Raw genomic sequence first — 15,109 nt, forward strand, 5'->3', positions numbered from 1 at the left:
CAGCGGGCTGCCCAGGCACCCCGCTGCCCATCATAATCAGATAATGCCGGTCTTTTTACCCGCAGCCTCGAACATGCCGAGAATCTGGCCTACCTGCTCCTCGCTATGTTCTGCACACAGGGAGCAACGCAGCAATGTCATATTCGCAGGTGTTGCGGGCGGGCGCGCCAGATTGACGTAGAGCCCTTCCTTCAACAGCGCTTCCCACATGGCTGCCCCGCGCTCCAGATCGGGCATGATCACCGCGATGATCGCGCTTTGCGGTTGGTCGGTTCCAAGCTGGAAGCCAAGATCCTTCAAACCGGCATGCAGGCGTTTGGAATTGTCCCAAAGATGCTGGCGCTTGTCGCCCGCATCCATCAGCTTGCGGATCGACGTTGCCGCCGTCGCAACCACGCTGGGCGGAAGCGATGCGGTGAACACATAGGGGCGGCAGACAAGGCGCATGATCTCGAACTTGGGGTGGTTCGATACGCAAAAACCGCCGACGGTCCCGACCGATTTGGAAAACGTGCCGATCACAAAATCGACATCGTTCAGCACGCCCTGATCCTCGGCCACGCCGCGGCCGTTGGGTCCGATGAAGCCCATCGAATGGGCTTCGTCCACCAGCACCATCGCGCCGTACTTCTTGGCGATGGCGATCATCTCTTTCAGCGGGGCGATATCGCCCAGCATCGAATAGACGCCTTCCAGAACGACCAGCTTGCCCGCGCCTTCGGGGATGCGGCGCAGGCGCTTTTCCATGGCGTCCAGATCATTGTGCTTGAAAGGTACCACCTCGGCGTTGCCCATCGCGCAGCCGTCCCAGATGGAAGCATGGCTGTCGATGTCGAGGACGATGTAGTCGCCCTTGCCCGCGATCGTGGAAATAATGCCGAGATTGGCCTGATATCCGGTCGAGAATACCATGGCATGATCCATGCCATAGAATTCGCACAGCGCGGCCTCGCACTCCTTGTGGCCGACATAGGTGCCGTTCAGCACGCGGCTGCCGGTGGTGCCCGAACCGAAATCGGCCAGAGCCTGCTGACCCGCCGCGATGACGTCGGGATCAAAGGTCATGCCCATGTAGTTATAAGTGCCGAGCAGGATCGTCTCGCGCCCGTTGCACATGGCTGTCACGGGCGAGAGCACTTGCTCCATCACCAGATTGAACGGGTCTTCCAGACCTGAATCGAGCAGATCGGCCCGCTGTTTAATCAGCGGATCGAATTTCGAGAACAGATCCTGCGCCGCGCCCGAATCATGCCCCGCCTCGGGCAGGGGAGCGGGTTTGTCCGGCTGGCTGATGGCTTCGCTCATCGACTTTACCCGCGCAGCCTGGTCACAGCGTCAATCAGCTGGCCATAGGTTTCGATCTCGGCCTGCTGGTTCATACTGATGATGATGTCGAACTCGTCCTCGATCGCGGCGACGAAATCCATCACCGTCAGGCTGTCCCACTCAAGGTCGCCAGCAAAGGTCGTGTCGCCGGTAATGGCGACTTCCTTCTTGTTGAAGGGTTCGATCAGGCTGTCGATGCGGGTCTTGGTATCTTCGCGGTCCATGGTCCTGCCAATCGGATAGATGTTTGCCCTGTGGCAAAGACGCGCAAAGCCCGCGTGTCAAGCCGAAGCCATGGTCGGTTCCTGTAACAGGAGCCGCGAAACCGTTGAATTGACAGGCTTTGGCAGTCAGGCCGCGGCGCGATTGTCCACCAGCGAATTCACCGCGCTCATAAAGCTGGTGATCGAAACGGGCTTGGACAGATATCCGTGTGCGCCCGCCGAACGGATCCGTTCTTCATCGCCCTTGCCTGCATAGGCCGTCACCGCCAGCACCGGAATCGCCGCGAGCCGGTCGTCCAGCTTCAGCGATTCGATCAGCGCGATTCCCGAAATATTGGGCAGCTGGATATCCATGATGATCAGATTGGGCTGAAACGCGATCGCCTGTTCGATGGCGGCTAGACCATCGGCCACGGGCTCCACCGCGAAACCATGCGCCTTGAGAAGGTCGCAAAAAAGCTTTCTGTTGAGATCGTTGTCTTCAACGACCAGAACCCGTACTGCCACGACTAACCCCCTGCGGAGCACCGTTTATCCCGTATTCCGCAGGTCGATGTGTAAAAGCAGCAGGTGGCGTTTGACAATCCCGTTAACAGATTCGGCCGGACCAGACGCGACGACTGTGGCGTTGATGGCACTTTCATGGGTGTTGCAGGACGAGGACAGGGCGCAGCGCTTGCTGGCTTTGACAGGGCTGGAGCCGGATCATCTCCGCCATGCGCTGGGCGATCCCGCTGTTCTCGCATCGATCCTCGATTTCCTCGCGAATCACGAGAATGATCTGATGGCGGCCAGTCATGCGCTCGACCTGTCGCCCGAAACCATCGTCGCGGCGCGCAACACGCTGGCCCCGCCGCCTGCAGAGATGTAGAGGCGCTGCCATGCCGACTCCGAACACAAATCAACCGCTCGTCATCACCGATTGCGACGAAGTCCTGCTGCGCATGGTCTATCACTTCCGCGCGTGGCTGGCCGAGGATCACGCCATCTCGATGAATGTCACCCGCGGATTCGGAGAGGCGCTGCGGCATGAGGATGGCGAAGTCGTCGCACAGGCGAAGGTCTGGACCCTGCTCGAAGGGTTCTTCGACGATGAAATGCACCGTCAGGACGAGGTTCCCGGCGCGATCGAGGCGATCCGGACCTTGAGCGAACATGCCGAGGTCGTAGTACTGACCAATCTTATGGATTTCCGGCGCGAGGCGCGCATGCGCCAGTTGGCGACATTCGGCATCGATTTGCCCGTCTATACCAATCAGGGCCCCAAGGGTCCGGCGCTCGCCCGCATCGTCGAGGAACGCGGCTATGACGCACAGGGCAGGCTGCGCCCTGTCTTCTTTATCGACGATCTGGCCGTGCACCACGGTTCGGTTGCCGAAACCGTGCCGCATGTCACGCGCCTGCATTTCGTGGGCGAGCCCGAAGTGGCGCCCCATACCGATTGCGCCTTTACCGCGGGCCATGCCCATGCGCGCATCGACAACTGGCAGCAGGCGCTTCCGTGGCTGCTCGACCGCATCAAGGAACAAGCATGACCGTCAAGAGCATTGCAAAACGCCTGTCCGAAATGGGCATCACCCTGCCCGAACCGGCAGCACCGGTGGCCAGCTATGTCGCCACGGTCGAACATGGCGGATTGTTGCATATTTCGGGCCAGCTTCCCTTCATCGACGGAGAAATCGTCAAGGGCCGGCTGGGCGAAAGCGTGACGCTGGACGACGGCATCGCGGCTGCGCGTGCCTGCGGTATCATGATCCTTGCGCAGGCGAATGCCGCGCTCGGCAGCCTCGAACGGGTGGAGCGCGTGGTCAAGCTGGGAGGCTTCGTCAATTCGACCGGCGACTTTACCGACCAGCCCAAGGTAGTGAACGGCGCATCAGACCTGATGATGGCGGTTTTCGGCGATATCGGGCGTCATGCCCGCAGCGCGGTCGGTGTGCCTGTCCTGCCGCTGGGCGCTGCGGTCGAGGTGGATGCGATCCTCGCCGTACGGCCCGCCTGAACGATGGAGGCCTGATCCATGGGGGCAGGCGCTCCCGTCCCGAACCGTCCCGACTGGCTGACCGGCTGGTCCTATGCCCATCGCGGTCTGCATGGCACGGAGGGCGCACTCGAAAATTCGCTGCCCGCCTTTCGGGCGGCGATCGCGGCGGGCCATGGCATCGAATGCGATGTGCAGCAAAGCCGTGACGGGCGGGCAATGGTGTTCCATGACTGGACGCTGGACAGGTTGACTGGCGAGACCGGTGCGCTGCGCGACCGCGATGCGGATGATTTGCAGCGTATCGGGCTGCTCCGGTCGAGCGGGACCATTCCCACGCTCGATATCATGCTGCGGCTGGTGGCGGGGCGGGTGCCGCTATTGGTCGAGCTGAAATCGCGCCGCGATGTCGACTGGCGGCCGCTGGTACGGGCTACGCAACGGGCCCTGGCGCCCTATCGCGGGCCTGCCGCGATGATGAGCTTCGACCCGCGGATCGTGCAGTATCTGCTCCGTCACCGCACGCGGTTCCCCGTCGGCATGGTGATCGGACGCAGGGAATGGCGGCATAGCGGCGGCACCGGCGGTTTTGCCACATGGCGGGGACTTGCGATCCGGCGGATCGATCCCGATTTCATCGCTTGTGACATTGCCGACCTGCCCGATTCTAACATCACCCGCCTCCGCGCGCAGGGCCTGCCCGTGCTGAGCTGGACGATCCGCAATCCAAAGCTGGCCGCGCGCGCCGCGATCCATGTCGACGCCCCGATTGCCGAGGGTGACGGCCTGATATGAGCCAAAGTGCATGAGCTTGTGTTCGCCGAGCGCGCGTCGATGAGCGGGGGAGAGCTCGCCATTCGCCTTGCCGGTTCGGTCGGCGCTATCGCGCCGTGCGACTGGGACGCGCTGGACCCGGGCGGCAATCCCTTCATCAGCCACCGCTTCCTTTCGATCATGGAGCAATCGGGCAGCGTCGGCCCCGGTACCGGATGGACGCCCGCGCCGCTGGTGCTGAGCGATGGTATCGCGCCGCCGCGCGCCGCGTTGCCAGCCTATCTCAAGTCGCATAGCCAGGGCGAATATGTGTTCGACCATGGCTGGGCCAATGCGTGGGAACGGGCAGGGGGCAGCTATTACCCCAAGCTGCAGATTTCGGCTCCGTTCACGCCCGCCACCGGCCCGCGCGTTCTGGCGCTGGAGGAGGACGATGCCCGCATCATGCTGCGCGGCGCAGAAGCGCTGGTGGTGAACGAGGATATTTCCTCTGCCCATGCGACCTTCATCGCGCCCGAACAGCTCCACCTGTTTCAGGATGCAGGCTGGCTCATCCGGCAGGATATCCAGTTTCACTGGACCAATCACGATTTCGTGGATTTCGACGAATTCCTCGCCACGCTCGCCTCGCGCAAGAGAAAGGCGATCCGCAAGGAACGCGCCCGCGCGGTCGAGGGATTGCGCATCGAACATCTGACGGGCGACGCGTTGCGGCCCGAACACTGGGATGCGTTCTGGCTGTTCTATCAGGACACGGGCGCACGCAAATGGGGCCATCCCTATCTGACGCGGGAGGCTTTCGACCTGTTCGGCATGCAGATGAAGGATGATGTTGTCCTGATCCTTGCCTATGAAAATGACATGCCCGTCGCGGGCGCGCTGAATTTCGCGGGGCCCGACGCCTTATACGGCCGCTATTGGGGCACGCTTGTCGACAGGCCCTTCCTGCATTTCGAATTATGCTATTATCAGGCCATCGACGCCGCCATCGCCCGTGGATTGAAACGGGTGGAGGCAGGCGCGCAAGGGTCGCACAAGCTGGCGCGCGGGTATGAGCCGGTCGCGACTTTTTCGGCGCATTACATCCCGCACGAGGGCTTTCGGCAAGCGGTTGCCGATTATCTGCGACAGGAACGCGCCGGCATCAGCGAGCAGCAGAATGCGCTGCGATCGCTGACCCCGTTCCGCCGGGGCTGAAACCGCCCTTTCGGGCGTTCAGGCGTTCAGCGTGCGGCGTTCCATTAGCCATGCGCGGGCACGGCGCTGCGCTTCCGCGATTTCGCGGGCGGTCATTTCTCCGGCAATCTCGCAGCGGCAATGCGGCGCGTCCTCGTGCCCCTTGGCGGCGGCGAGATTGAACCATTTATGCGCTTCGACCATGTCGCAGGCCACGCCGTGGCTGCCGGTGGAAAAGGCGCAGCCCAGTTCGAACAGCGCATGATCGTCGCCTGCGTCTGCCAGCGCGCGATAGATGTCGAGATAATCGGATGCGCCCGGTTTGGCAGCCATATACGGCGTCGCGCCATCGAAACTCTGGCGGTTGAGATAACCCATTGTTGAAACCCCCTGAACCTGCGCCATCCCCCTTTGGCGGCGCGGGACCAGTGTCGCGCGATATGGTCAACAAGCCGTTAACGATGTTTCGACGCGCAAACGGGGCCGTTTGCCGACAAACGGCACGCCGTTCGGAAAAGCTTAATCTGTGCACGAATATGGACGAACCGCATTGCGCGCTTGTGCCCGCATAGTCGGACAACTATAGGGCCGCGCATCGGGGTTTCACATTTGCCGTCGGAGGGACGGGCGGCATCTGGAGGTGTGGATGGCAACGAGCATGAGCCTGGCGAACGGTAGCGAGATCGACGATCTGGCAGCGGCCCGGAATGCGCTGGCGGGCGAATATCTGCCCAGCGCAGACGAACCTTATATGAATGCGCAGCAGCAGGAGTTTTTCCGCCGCCTGCTGACCGAGTGGAAGCAGTCGATCCTGGATGTATCGGCCGGCACTTTGCAGAACCTGCAGGAAGGGCCGATCCGCGAACCCGACCTGAACGATCGCGCGTCGAGCGAGACCGACTGGGGCATCGAACTGCGCACCCGCGACCGCCAGCGCAAGCTGATTGCCAAGATCGATTCCGCCCTGCGCCGCATTGATGAGGGCGAATACGGCTATTGCGAAGTTACCGGCGAACCGATCGGCCTCGGGCGGCTGATCGCACGTCCGATCGCGACCATGACGGTGGAGGCGCAGGAAGCGCACGAGCGCCGCGAAAAGATTTCGCGCGACGACTGATCTGCGGTGAAGCGTGGCTCAGCGGGTATGGGTTGAGCCGCGCCTGTCCCGATGCGGCACAGAACCGTGCCGTTGGGGATAGTCCGAATGCGCTTTAGACTTTCTTAGGCCTCTTTCTCTACTGATTGCATATCGGATTGGACAGATTTCGCTCTGTCCATGTTTTGGACAATCAGTCCTCAGGGAAACGAGCGATGATCGACCGCCAGGACAACCGCAGGCACGGCCGCGACTCGCTCTTCCTTGTCGCAGAGCTGAGGCTTGAGCGTGACGGACCTCCGTATGAGGTAAAGCTCCGGAATATTTCGGATTCCGGAGTCATGGCCGAAGGGTCGATGCGCGTTTCGCGAGGGGCCAGGATATTCCTCGACCTGCGCAATATCGGAATCGTGGCGGGCCATGTCGCTTGGGCCGCGGGCGATCGTTGCGGCATTGCATTCGACGAATCGATTCGGTCGTCACTCGTGCAATTTCCGGTGGCCGACGTCGATCTGCCCGAAACGGACGAGCCCGAGGGCGAAGTCCAGCATCCTTCGGATCGAAACGGCGAAGGCTGACCATTACCCTTTCGAAATGGCTGACCGCGCGGCATCTGCTTGCTAAGACGCGCGAATGAAGCGCCCATTTCCCATTCGGACCGCTGCAATAGCCCTTTTGGCCATGGGTGTTTCCGCCTGTGGCGGTGACGGCGAGGCTCCCGTCGATGTCGTGCTGGTGGGCGACCGCGCCGCCGCGCTTTCGGCCGACGGCAGCGGCGATGCGGCAGAAGCGGCGTTGATGGCAGCCACGCGCGAAGGGCTGGTCGATTTCGATGCGGAGGGGCGCATCACCCCGGGCCTGGCCGAAAGCTGGATCGTCACCGATGACGGGCTGAGCTATATCTTCCGCCTGCGCGAAATGCGCGATGCCGACGGGTCCGCAATCAATGCCCGCATCATTCGGCGCATGCTGCTGGCTGCCATGGAGCAACAGGCGAAGACGGCGCTGGGCCTCGATCTGCGGGCGGTAGAGGCCGTCTATGCCCGCACCGGCCGAGTGATCGAGATCCGGCTGAAATCGCCCTTTCCCGAATTTCTGAACCTGCTGGCAGGACCGGAACTGTCGTTGCAGACGGGACGGCGCAATCCGCATGTCCTTGTGCTCGACACCGACAGCAGCGGGGAACCTTTCCTGCTTGCACCTGCGGGACTGGAGCCTGCCGATAACCCCTATGCTGCGGTAGAGCCGCTGGAAATGCGCATCCTGCCGCCGCGCGAGGCAGTCGAATTCTTCCAGTCGGGGCGTGCCTCGGTGCTGCTTAACGGAAATGTCGACGGGCTTCCTTTTGTACGCATGGGTGGGCTGCTGCGGGGTACCATCCGCCTTGATCCGGTATCAGGACTGTTCGGGCTGGCCGTCACGCGGCGCGACAGCGGGTTCCTCAGCGACGCCGACAATCGCGAGGCGATTGCCATGGCGATCGACCGTGACGCATTGATCGCGCCGTTCAACATCGGCGGCTGGGTGCCGACCACACGGCTTGTGCCTGCCGGTCTGCCCGACAGCGCCAGTGCGCCGCAGGAAAGATGGCAGGGCATGTCGATCGCCGAACGGCAAGAGGTCGCCCGCCGCCGTGTAGCGGGCTGGACCGCGCCGGGCGAGCAGATCCCCGGCCTTACCATCGCGCTGCCTTCGGGGCGGGGCGGTGACTTGCTGTTCGCCCGCCTGCGCAATGATTTTGCTGCCATCGGGCTGACCCTGACCCGCGCTGCCAATCCGGCAAGGGCCGACCTGCACATGGTTGACGAGGTCGCGCATGTCCGAATGGCCCGCTGGTATCTCAACCGGTTTCATTGCGGCGTTTCGGGCGCGGCCTGCAGCGCCGAGGGCGACGCCTTGGTCGAACAGGCATTGGCAGAACCCGACGCGACGGCCCGCGCGGCGCTGATGGCACAGGCAGAGGCGCTGATCGTTGCCGAAAACGGCTTCATCCCGTTCGGCACCCCGATCCGTTTTTCGCTGGTGCGCGGATCGGTCGAGGGGTTCGCCGTGAACGGGTTGGGCGTCCATCCCTTGTCGCAGCTGGCGCTGAACCCCACCTAGGGGGCATGAACGAAGAGGAAACCACCGCGCGCGCAACCCGGTTTCAACCGATGTTCGAGGCGCAATCGATCGGCATGGGCAACGACCCGGCCTCAGTCCGCCAACGTGTCGAGATGTTGGAGCGCGTGCTGGAACGCAGCTTTCGCATACCCGGCATCAACTATCCTGTCGGCCTGGATGCGATCGCCGGCCTGATCCCCATAGTCGGCGATCTGGTGACCGCGGCGATGGGGGCCTATATTGTGTGGGAAGCCCGCAATCTGGGGATGCCCAAGTGGAAAATCTGGCACATGGGCGCCAATGTCGCGTTTGACACGGCGGTCGGTGCGGTACCGCTGGTCGGCGATGCATTCGATCTGTTGTTCCGGTCGAACACCAAGAATCTGAAGATCATCCGCAAGCATCTGGATAAACATCACCCCGAGACGCGGATCATCGAACAGTAAGCGTAAGCCCTAAAAGTCGATGGCAATGCCGTTTTTTTCCCAATCGCCATAGCGCGTGGGATCGGGTCGCTCTACATCTTCGTGGCGCGAACCCTCGCCCGGTGCGGGCGCGGGATCGTCAGTCCAATGGGCAGGCTTCTTGAATTCGGCAGGCCGCTGTGTGGCACGTTTCGTCATCATGCGATGATGGGGTGGCTGGCGCTGAAACGCAAGCATCGCTAGGGCAGGCCGGTTCATCCATCAGGAGCCGTTCTTGCCCGATACCGCCGGATTGCCTGCCCGCAGGGCTGCCCTTCAAGTACTCGACGCCGTTTTGCGGCGGGGCGAGACGATGGATATGGCGCTGCCGCGCGCCACATCGCGCCTGCGCCCCGCCGATGCGGCGCTGGCCCGCGCGATCGCGGGCGAAACCCTGCGCTGGTTGCCCGATCTCGATGCGCTGATCGACAGTGCCACACGGCAGATTGTCGCCGACGATGCCAAGGTGCGCACGGTGCTGCGGCTGATGCTGGCACAGGCGTTACGGCTGGATACGCCGCCCCACGCCGTGGTCTCGACGGGGCTGGAATTGCTGGCGGGCGGACCGCGCAGGCTGGCGCACGGCGTGTTTTCGACACTGACGAAGCGCGAGGCGCGTTTGCCCGAGTTGCCCTCGTTGCCCGGTCCCATTGCCGACAGGTGGGATTTGCAATGGCCCGACAGGATCGATGCGATCCGGCAGGGCCTCGTCGATTTGCCGCCGCTCGACATCATGCTTCGCGACCTGACGGGTGAAGCCGAGTGGGCAGAGCGTTTGGGTGCGCTATCGCTGGGTGGCGGTCGGTTGCGCCTGCCGCGCGGCCGGGCTGTGGGCGAACTGGACGGTTTCGACGATGGCGCATGGTGGGTGCAGGATTTCGCCGCCACACTGCCCGCCGGCTTATTGGGTAAGGGCGATGGGCGGCGCGTCCTCGACCTGTGCGCCGCGCCTGGCGGCAAGAGCCTGCAACTTGCCGCTGCCGGTTGGGATGTGACCGCGCTCGACATTTCAAAACGGCGGTTGGAGAGGCTGCGCGAAAACCTCTCGCGCACCAGTTTGGATGCACGAATTGTCACTGCCGATGCACTTAAATGGCAGCCCGACGGCGCCTTCGATGCCATCTTGCTGGACGCGCCGTGCAGCGCGACGGGCACATGCCGCCGCCATCCCGATGTGCTGCATCGATTTCTGCCATCGCGGCTGGACGAATTGACCGCGCTGCAACAGGCTCTTGCCGAACGGGCGGTGGGCTGGCTGAAACCCGGCGGTACGCTGGTCTATGCGGTCTGCTCGCTGGAGCGAGAGGAGGGCGAGGATCGCGCCATCGCGCTGGCCGCTGACACGCGTTTGCAATCCGATCCGCTGCGGCCCGATGAATTGCCCGAAATCCTCGCGCCCACGTCACAGGGCTGGCTCCGCACCGATCCCGGCCTGATGGCAGGGACCGGCGGGATGGACGGGTTCTTCGCCGCGCGTTTCACGCGGCTTTAGCGCGATACGGGCTGGCGTCTATTCGATCGGCGTTTTCGACCTGTTGGCAAAACTCTTGCGCAATTTGGCCAACTTGGGCGGAATGACCGCAAGGCAATAGGGATTGCGCTGTCCGTCGCCTTCCCAATATTCCTGATGGTAATCCTCGGCCACGTAGAATTCGGTCGGTTCCTCGATCGTGGTCACGACGGGCAGGTCGCGTTCGTCCTGCGCGCGGCGGATCGCCGCCTCGGCAGCGGTTTTCTGCGCTTCGTTGAGCGGGAAGATGGCCGAACGATACTGGGTGCCGACATCATTGCCCTGCCGGTTCAGCTGCGTCGGATCATGCGTGCCCATGAAAACGTCGAGGATATCGGCCAGTCCGATCACATCGGTGTCAAATGTCAGGCGCACAGCCTCTGCATGGCCGGTCTCGCCCGTGCAAACCTGCTTATAGGTCGGATTTTCGACATTTCCGCCGATATATCCGCTTTCAACCGCGGTTACGCCGATCACGTCCCGGAACACCGCCTCGGTGCACCAGAAGCAGCCGCCAGCCACGATTGCCTGTTCTTCGCTCATCGAAATCTCCTTGGCCCATCACATAGGAACGGCATTCGCCGCTTGCCAGTGCTGTTCTATCGCAGCTTGTCCTATCGTGTCGGGCACCATACTTGGGGCGCATGACAAAGATCACCGTCGCAGCCCTGCAATGCGCCCTCGGCTCGGATGACGAGCAGGCGAATATCGCCGCCATTTCCGATCTGGTGGAAGAGGCCGCCGGAAAAGGCGCGCAAATCGTGTTGCCGCCCGAATTATTCTCGGGCCCCTATTTCTGCCGCGAAGAGGACGAGACCCTGTTCGCGCTGGCGCGCCCCACTGCCGAGCACCCGTCGGTCACTGCGATGCAGGCCCTGGCGGCAAAGCTGAAGATCGCGATCCCAACCAGCTTTTTCGAACGTGACGGCCATCATTATTACAACACGCTCGCCATGATCGGCCCCGATGGCGAGATCCTGGGCACCTATCGCAAGAGCCATATTCCCGACGGTCCGGGTTACGAGGAGAAATATTATTTTCGCCCCGGCAATACCGGCTTCAAGGTGTGGGATGTGTTCGGCACGCGGGTCGGCGTGGGGATCTGCTGGGACCAATGGTATCCCGAAACCGCGCGCGCCCTGGCGCTGATGGGGGCGGAACTGCTGTTCTATCCTACGGCCATCGGCTCGGAACCCTATGACGCCGATCTCGACACCAGCCGCATGTGGCGGCGGGCGATGATCGGTCATGCCGTATCGAACTGCATGCCGGTGATCGCATCGAACCGCATAGGCAGGGAAGGCGACTGCCAGACATTCTATGGCCACAGCTTCATCAGCGACGAATGGGGCGACTATGTGGAAGAGTTCGGGCGCGAGGAGACCGGCGTGCTGGTGGCGAGGCTCGATCTGGCGCGCGCGGCGACGCATCGCGCAGGCATGGGCTTTTTCCGCGACCGGCGACCCCAGCTTTACGGGCGGCTGGCAGAGGATATCTGACGCAGCCCGTTATGGCAGGGGTACAGGGCCAGCTTTACCTGATCGGCCTCGGGTCGAACATGCGCCACTGGCGTATTGGTCCGCCATCCGCTGTCGTCGGCAAGGCGATGGCGGCGCTTGAGGATGCATGCGAGGTGATCGCCGCCTCTGCAATCCTGCGGAGCGCGCCCGTCGGCCCCTCGGCGCGGGAATATGCCAATGCGGCCTGCGTTGTCCGCTGTGCGCTTCATCCGCCCGCCATGCTCGACCTGCTGAATGGAATAGAGAATGCGTTCGGCAGGCGCCGCATCGGCCAGCGCTGGCGGCAAAGGACGCTCGATCTGGATATTCTGTTGTGGAGCGGCGGTGCCTATGTCGATCGGCGGCTGATCGTTCCGCATCGGGAAATGCGCGGACGCAGCTTTGTGCTGGGGCCGGCGGCGCGGATTGCGGGCACTTGGCGCGATCCTTTTACCGGACTTTCTGTCAGACATATGCATGCACGCTTGACCAAGCGCCGCCCCCTGCCTAGGTGACCCCCCTGACCGCGCGACGCGTCGTGGATCGGGCCCTTAGCTCAGTCGGTAGAGCAACTGACTTTTAATCAGTAGGTCGCTGGTTCGAACCCAGCAGGGCTCACCATTTCCCGCTAAATGTCACCGGCACATTGTGCTGGGGTGATGGTGCCGCGGCATTCACCCAGACCGATCGTGGCAAAGCCTTCGCGGCTGGCGCTGGCGCGAAGGATCACTTCGTCGCCGTCTTCCAGAAACATGCGTGTTTCGCCAGTGGGCAGGGTGATCGGTCCTTTGCCGCCGCCAACCAGTTCCAGCAGGCTGCCGCAGCCGCTTGCGTCCGGGCCGGACAATGTGCCCGTGCCCAGCAGATCGCCGGGGCGCAGGTTGCAGCCGTTCGACGTATGATGCGCAATCATCTGCGCTGCGGTCCAATACATGTGCCGCGCGTTCGACAGGGCAAGCCGGTATGGGGTCAGGCCCGCATCGCGCATCGCGGGGGTGCGGATCAGCACTTCCAGATCAATGTCGAACGCGCCATCGGCCTGATCGTCGTCATCCCACAGATAGGGCAAGGGGCGCGGGTCGCCCGCAGGGCGCGGGGCCTGCGCAATGCGGAAAGGGGCCAGCGCCTCGGTCGAGACGATCCATGGCGACACGCTGGTCGCAAAGCTTTTGGCCAGAAACGGGCCGAGCGGCTGGTATTCCCACGTCTGCATATCGCGCGCGGACCAGTCGTTCAGCAGGCTGAACCCCGCGATTTGACGACCGGCCATATCGACGGGAACGCGATGCCCCTGTCGGTTGCCCTCGCCGATCCAGATGCCCAGTTCGAGCTCGTAGTCGAGGCGTCGGCACGGGGTGAAAGCGGGTTCAACCGCGCCGTCCGCCAGAATCTGTCCGCACGGGCGCGGCACGGGCAAGCCGCTTGCCTGCACCGAGGACGCGCGGCCGTGGTACCCGATGGGCACATGTTTATAGTTTGGCAGCAAAGGATTATCGGGCCGGAACAGCCTGCCGACCGCCTCTGCATGGTAGATGCCGACGTAGAAATCGGTGTAATCGCCAATCCGCGCGGGCAGGTGAAAGCGGCAATCGCCCATGGCGCAAAGCGTGGCACGCGCGGCGGCGGTGTCATTCGCCGGACCGGACAGCCAGCCGGATACTTCGCGGCGGAACACGCGGCGCGCCTCGGCCGGAAGGGCAAGAAAGGCGTTCAGCGTCTCGCCCTTCGCCGCGATTTTGGCGGCATCGGACGTCAGGAAACCGGCCTCTGTCGCGGCGCGGATGTCGACGATGTGATCGCCGATGGCGACACCCGCGCGGGGCTGATCGTCCGCTGCGTTCGAGAAGATACAGACCGGCAGGTTCTGCACCGGAAATTCGGGATGGCCATTGGCACCGCCGACCCAGCTGGTGCGTGCCGGATCATGGGTCTCGTCAAGCTCGGTCAATTGGGCGCTCCGTGCCGGGGTAATTCATCATAAATCCTGCGGTTGAACCCGATGTCCAGACCAAGATTAGTCTGCTTTGGATCAAAGTTCGATTTAATGTGTCTTGCAAATCTAGAGTTTGGCCTGTTAGAAATATGTCGGGGTATCTATTGGAACAGCGATGGAATGATCATCAGCCCGATGGAAGATATGGGGGGCGGTACTTGTCGGACGACAGTGCCGACAGGTGGGTTATGAATGGGTCGCAAAGCGCCTTTTTCAGGCAAGAGCGGGACTTCCGCACAACCGACGCCGATATTGCCACAGCCATCGCCAATCTGGCGCGCAGGCTGGCGTTGTTCGGCGGCGAACTTGATCTTTCCGTGCTGCATCCGGCGGTCGACCGCATCGGGGTGATACAGCGCGACCAGCCGATCTGGGCCGACCGAAACCATAACGACCGCATCTTCGCGCTTGAAAGCGGCTTTGCTTTTGCGTTCAGCCTTTATCCCGACGGGCGCCGCCATATCGGCGATATTTTTGCACCCGGCGCGATCTGCAACTGGTCGAGCGTGTGGGGCGGCATGCTGGTCGAAAACGTCACCTTTAAAGCCCGCTCGCGCGTGATCGTCTTTGATCGTGAAAGGTTGAGCGATATCGTGGCGGACAACCGCCCCTTGCGCGAAGCGATAGAGCGGCATGAAATGGCGCGCTGCCATCGCACGCAACAGCGGTGCCGCGGACTTATCTCGCTGCCGGCGACCGACCGGCTGGCGCTGGCGCTGCTCGACATTCAGGACGAGCTTGCGACCGGCGGAGAGGCCGAGGAATGGATCGGCCTGCCGCTGACCTTGCGAGAACTGGGCGATTTTACCGGCCTGACAGATGTTCATGTGTCGCGCACGCTGAAAAAACTGCAGGACACCGGCTTTATCGAAAAGCGCGGCAAAAGGCTGCGCCTGAATGCCCAGCCCAAGATGCGCGCGGCGCTGGACTACCAGCAGTTCTATCTGGGCTAAGGGCGCGGCA

20 protein-coding genes and 1 tRNA gene are annotated in these 15,109 nt (G+C 62.7%); 14 read left to right on the plus strand and 7 right to left on the minus strand.

Features of this window, described 5'->3' with window-relative positions:
• Positions 1-36 precede the first annotated feature (36 nt).
• The 3 genes from LOZ74_RS01065 to LOZ74_RS01075 all read right to left on the minus strand — a co-directional run bounded on the left by LOZ74_RS01065 (position 37) and on the right by LOZ74_RS01075 (position 2,057).
• Positions 37-1,305, minus strand: a complete 1,269-nt coding sequence (locus LOZ74_RS01065; RefSeq protein WP_230292526.1) for an aminotransferase class I/II-fold pyridoxal phosphate-dependent enzyme — start codon at positions 1,303-1,305, stop codon at positions 37-39.
• Between the two features lie 5 nt (positions 1,306-1,310).
• Positions 1,311-1,550 carry an acyl carrier protein gene (locus LOZ74_RS01070; protein ID WP_230279254.1) on the minus strand — a complete coding sequence of 80 codons (240 nt, stop codon included), beginning with the start codon at positions 1,548-1,550 and terminating at the stop codon, positions 1,311-1,313.
• A 126-nt stretch (positions 1,551-1,676) separates the two neighbouring features.
• Positions 1,677-2,057: a response regulator gene (locus LOZ74_RS01075; protein ID WP_230292527.1), complete on the minus strand. Its 381-nt coding sequence runs from the start codon at positions 2,055-2,057 to the stop codon at positions 1,677-1,679.
• A gap of 124 nt (positions 2,058-2,181) precedes the next feature.
• Here LOZ74_RS01075 and LOZ74_RS01080 point away from each other — a divergent pair, with 124 nt between their 5' ends.
• Genes LOZ74_RS01080 through LOZ74_RS01100 form a run of 5 tightly spaced genes read left to right on the plus strand, consistent with a single transcriptional unit; the run spans position 2,182 to position 5,502 of the window.
• Positions 2,182-2,421, plus strand: coding sequence for a DUF3572 domain-containing protein (locus LOZ74_RS01080; protein WP_370638859.1), 240 nt, complete (start codon positions 2,182-2,184; stop codon positions 2,419-2,421).
• Positions 2,422-2,431: 10 nt separating this feature from the next.
• Positions 2,432-3,085, plus strand: a complete 654-nt coding sequence (locus LOZ74_RS01085; RefSeq protein WP_230292529.1) for an HAD family hydrolase — start codon at positions 2,432-2,434, stop codon at positions 3,083-3,085.
• Positions 3,082-3,552: a RidA family protein gene (locus tag LOZ74_RS01090; RefSeq protein ID WP_230292530.1), complete on the plus strand. Its 471-nt coding sequence runs from the start codon at positions 3,082-3,084 to the stop codon at positions 3,550-3,552. Before LOZ74_RS01085 ends, LOZ74_RS01090 begins: the two co-directional genes overlap by 4 nt.
• Before the next feature lie 18 nt (positions 3,553-3,570).
• Positions 3,571-4,326: a glycerophosphodiester phosphodiesterase family protein gene (locus LOZ74_RS01095; RefSeq protein ID WP_230292531.1), complete on the plus strand. Its 756-nt coding sequence runs from the start codon at positions 3,571-3,573 to the stop codon at positions 4,324-4,326.
• 39 nt (positions 4,327-4,365) lie between these two features.
• The gene (locus LOZ74_RS01100) at positions 4,366-5,502 is read left to right on the plus strand and encodes a GNAT family N-acetyltransferase (RefSeq protein ID WP_230293773.1); all 1,137 of its coding nucleotides are present in this window, start codon (positions 4,366-4,368) and stop codon (positions 5,500-5,502) included.
• 18 nt (positions 5,503-5,520) lie between these two features.
• Here LOZ74_RS01100 and LOZ74_RS01105 read toward each other — a convergent pair whose 3' ends face one another.
• The gene (locus LOZ74_RS01105; RefSeq protein ID WP_230293774.1) at positions 5,521-5,814 is read right to left on the minus strand and encodes a hypothetical protein; all 294 of its coding nucleotides are present in this window, start codon (positions 5,812-5,814) and stop codon (positions 5,521-5,523) included.
• A gap of 313 nt (positions 5,815-6,127) precedes the next feature.
• Between LOZ74_RS01105 and dksA the strand changes: the two genes are divergently transcribed.
• From dksA to LOZ74_RS01125, 4 genes are all read left to right on the plus strand, one after another.
• Complete coding sequence (gene dksA / locus LOZ74_RS01110; RefSeq protein ID WP_230292532.1) at positions 6,128-6,598, plus strand: RNA polymerase-binding protein DksA; 471 nt, start codon at positions 6,128-6,130, stop codon at positions 6,596-6,598.
• Between the two features lie 194 nt (positions 6,599-6,792).
• Entirely contained in the window at positions 6,793-7,155 is a 363-nt protein-coding gene (locus LOZ74_RS01115) for a PilZ domain-containing protein (protein WP_230292533.1), read from the plus strand.
• 103 nt (positions 7,156-7,258) lie between these two features.
• Positions 7,259-8,680 carry an ABC transporter substrate-binding protein gene (locus LOZ74_RS01120; protein WP_230292534.1) on the plus strand — a complete coding sequence of 474 codons (1,422 nt, stop codon included), beginning with the start codon at positions 7,259-7,261 and terminating at the stop codon, positions 8,678-8,680.
• Between the two features lie 50 nt (positions 8,681-8,730).
• Positions 8,731-9,126 (plus strand): DUF4112 domain-containing protein, encoded by a 396-nt coding sequence (locus tag LOZ74_RS01125; protein WP_230292535.1) that lies wholly within the window; start codon positions 8,731-8,733, stop codon positions 9,124-9,126.
• 9 nt (positions 9,127-9,135) lie between these two features.
• Here LOZ74_RS01125 and LOZ74_RS01130 read toward each other — a convergent pair whose 3' ends face one another.
• On the minus strand, positions 9,136-9,303 hold the full coding sequence (locus LOZ74_RS01130; protein ID WP_230293775.1) for a DUF1674 domain-containing protein: 168 nt from the start codon (positions 9,301-9,303) through the stop codon (positions 9,136-9,138).
• A gap of 76 nt (positions 9,304-9,379) precedes the next feature.
• On the opposite strand from LOZ74_RS01130, the gene LOZ74_RS01135 reads away from it, so the two are divergent.
• Positions 9,380-10,636 (plus strand): RsmB/NOP family class I SAM-dependent RNA methyltransferase, encoded by a 1,257-nt coding sequence (locus LOZ74_RS01135; RefSeq protein ID WP_230292536.1) that lies wholly within the window; start codon positions 9,380-9,382, stop codon positions 10,634-10,636.
• Between the two features lie 18 nt (positions 10,637-10,654).
• Here LOZ74_RS01135 and msrA read toward each other — a convergent pair whose 3' ends face one another.
• Positions 10,655-11,197 carry a peptide-methionine (S)-S-oxide reductase MsrA gene (gene msrA / locus LOZ74_RS01140; RefSeq protein WP_230292537.1) on the minus strand — a complete coding sequence of 181 codons (543 nt, stop codon included), beginning with the start codon at positions 11,195-11,197 and terminating at the stop codon, positions 10,655-10,657.
• A gap of 101 nt (positions 11,198-11,298) precedes the next feature.
• Here msrA and aguB point away from each other — a divergent pair, with 101 nt between their 5' ends.
• The 3 genes from aguB (at position 11,299) to LOZ74_RS01155 (ending at position 12,774) form a co-directional block, all read left to right on the plus strand.
• On the plus strand, positions 11,299-12,153 hold the full coding sequence (aguB, locus tag LOZ74_RS01145; RefSeq protein ID WP_230292538.1) for an N-carbamoylputrescine amidase: 855 nt from the start codon (positions 11,299-11,301) through the stop codon (positions 12,151-12,153).
• An 11-nt stretch (positions 12,154-12,164) separates the two neighbouring features.
• The gene (gene folK, locus LOZ74_RS01150; protein ID WP_230292539.1) at positions 12,165-12,668 is read left to right on the plus strand and encodes a 2-amino-4-hydroxy-6-hydroxymethyldihydropteridine diphosphokinase; all 504 of its coding nucleotides are present in this window, start codon (positions 12,165-12,167) and stop codon (positions 12,666-12,668) included.
• A 30-nt stretch (positions 12,669-12,698) separates the two neighbouring features.
• Positions 12,699-12,774: transfer RNA gene (locus LOZ74_RS01155), tRNA-Lys, on the plus strand.
• A 7-nt stretch (positions 12,775-12,781) separates the two neighbouring features.
• On the opposite strand, the gene fahA is transcribed toward LOZ74_RS01155, so the two are convergent.
• On the minus strand, positions 12,782-14,101 hold the full coding sequence (gene fahA, locus LOZ74_RS01160) for a fumarylacetoacetase (protein WP_230292540.1): 1,320 nt from the start codon (positions 14,099-14,101) through the stop codon (positions 12,782-12,784).
• A 233-nt stretch (positions 14,102-14,334) separates the two neighbouring features.
• On the opposite strand from fahA, the gene LOZ74_RS01165 reads away from it, so the two are divergent.
• Positions 14,335-15,099 carry a Crp/Fnr family transcriptional regulator gene (locus LOZ74_RS01165; protein ID WP_230292541.1) on the plus strand — a complete coding sequence of 255 codons (765 nt, stop codon included), beginning with the start codon at positions 14,335-14,337 and terminating at the stop codon, positions 15,097-15,099.
• Positions 15,100-15,109 lie beyond the last annotated feature (10 nt).

This window comes from Croceicoccus sp. Ery5 (assembly GCF_020985325.1).
Classification (GTDB): domain Bacteria; phylum Pseudomonadota; class Alphaproteobacteria; order Sphingomonadales; family Sphingomonadaceae; genus Croceicoccus.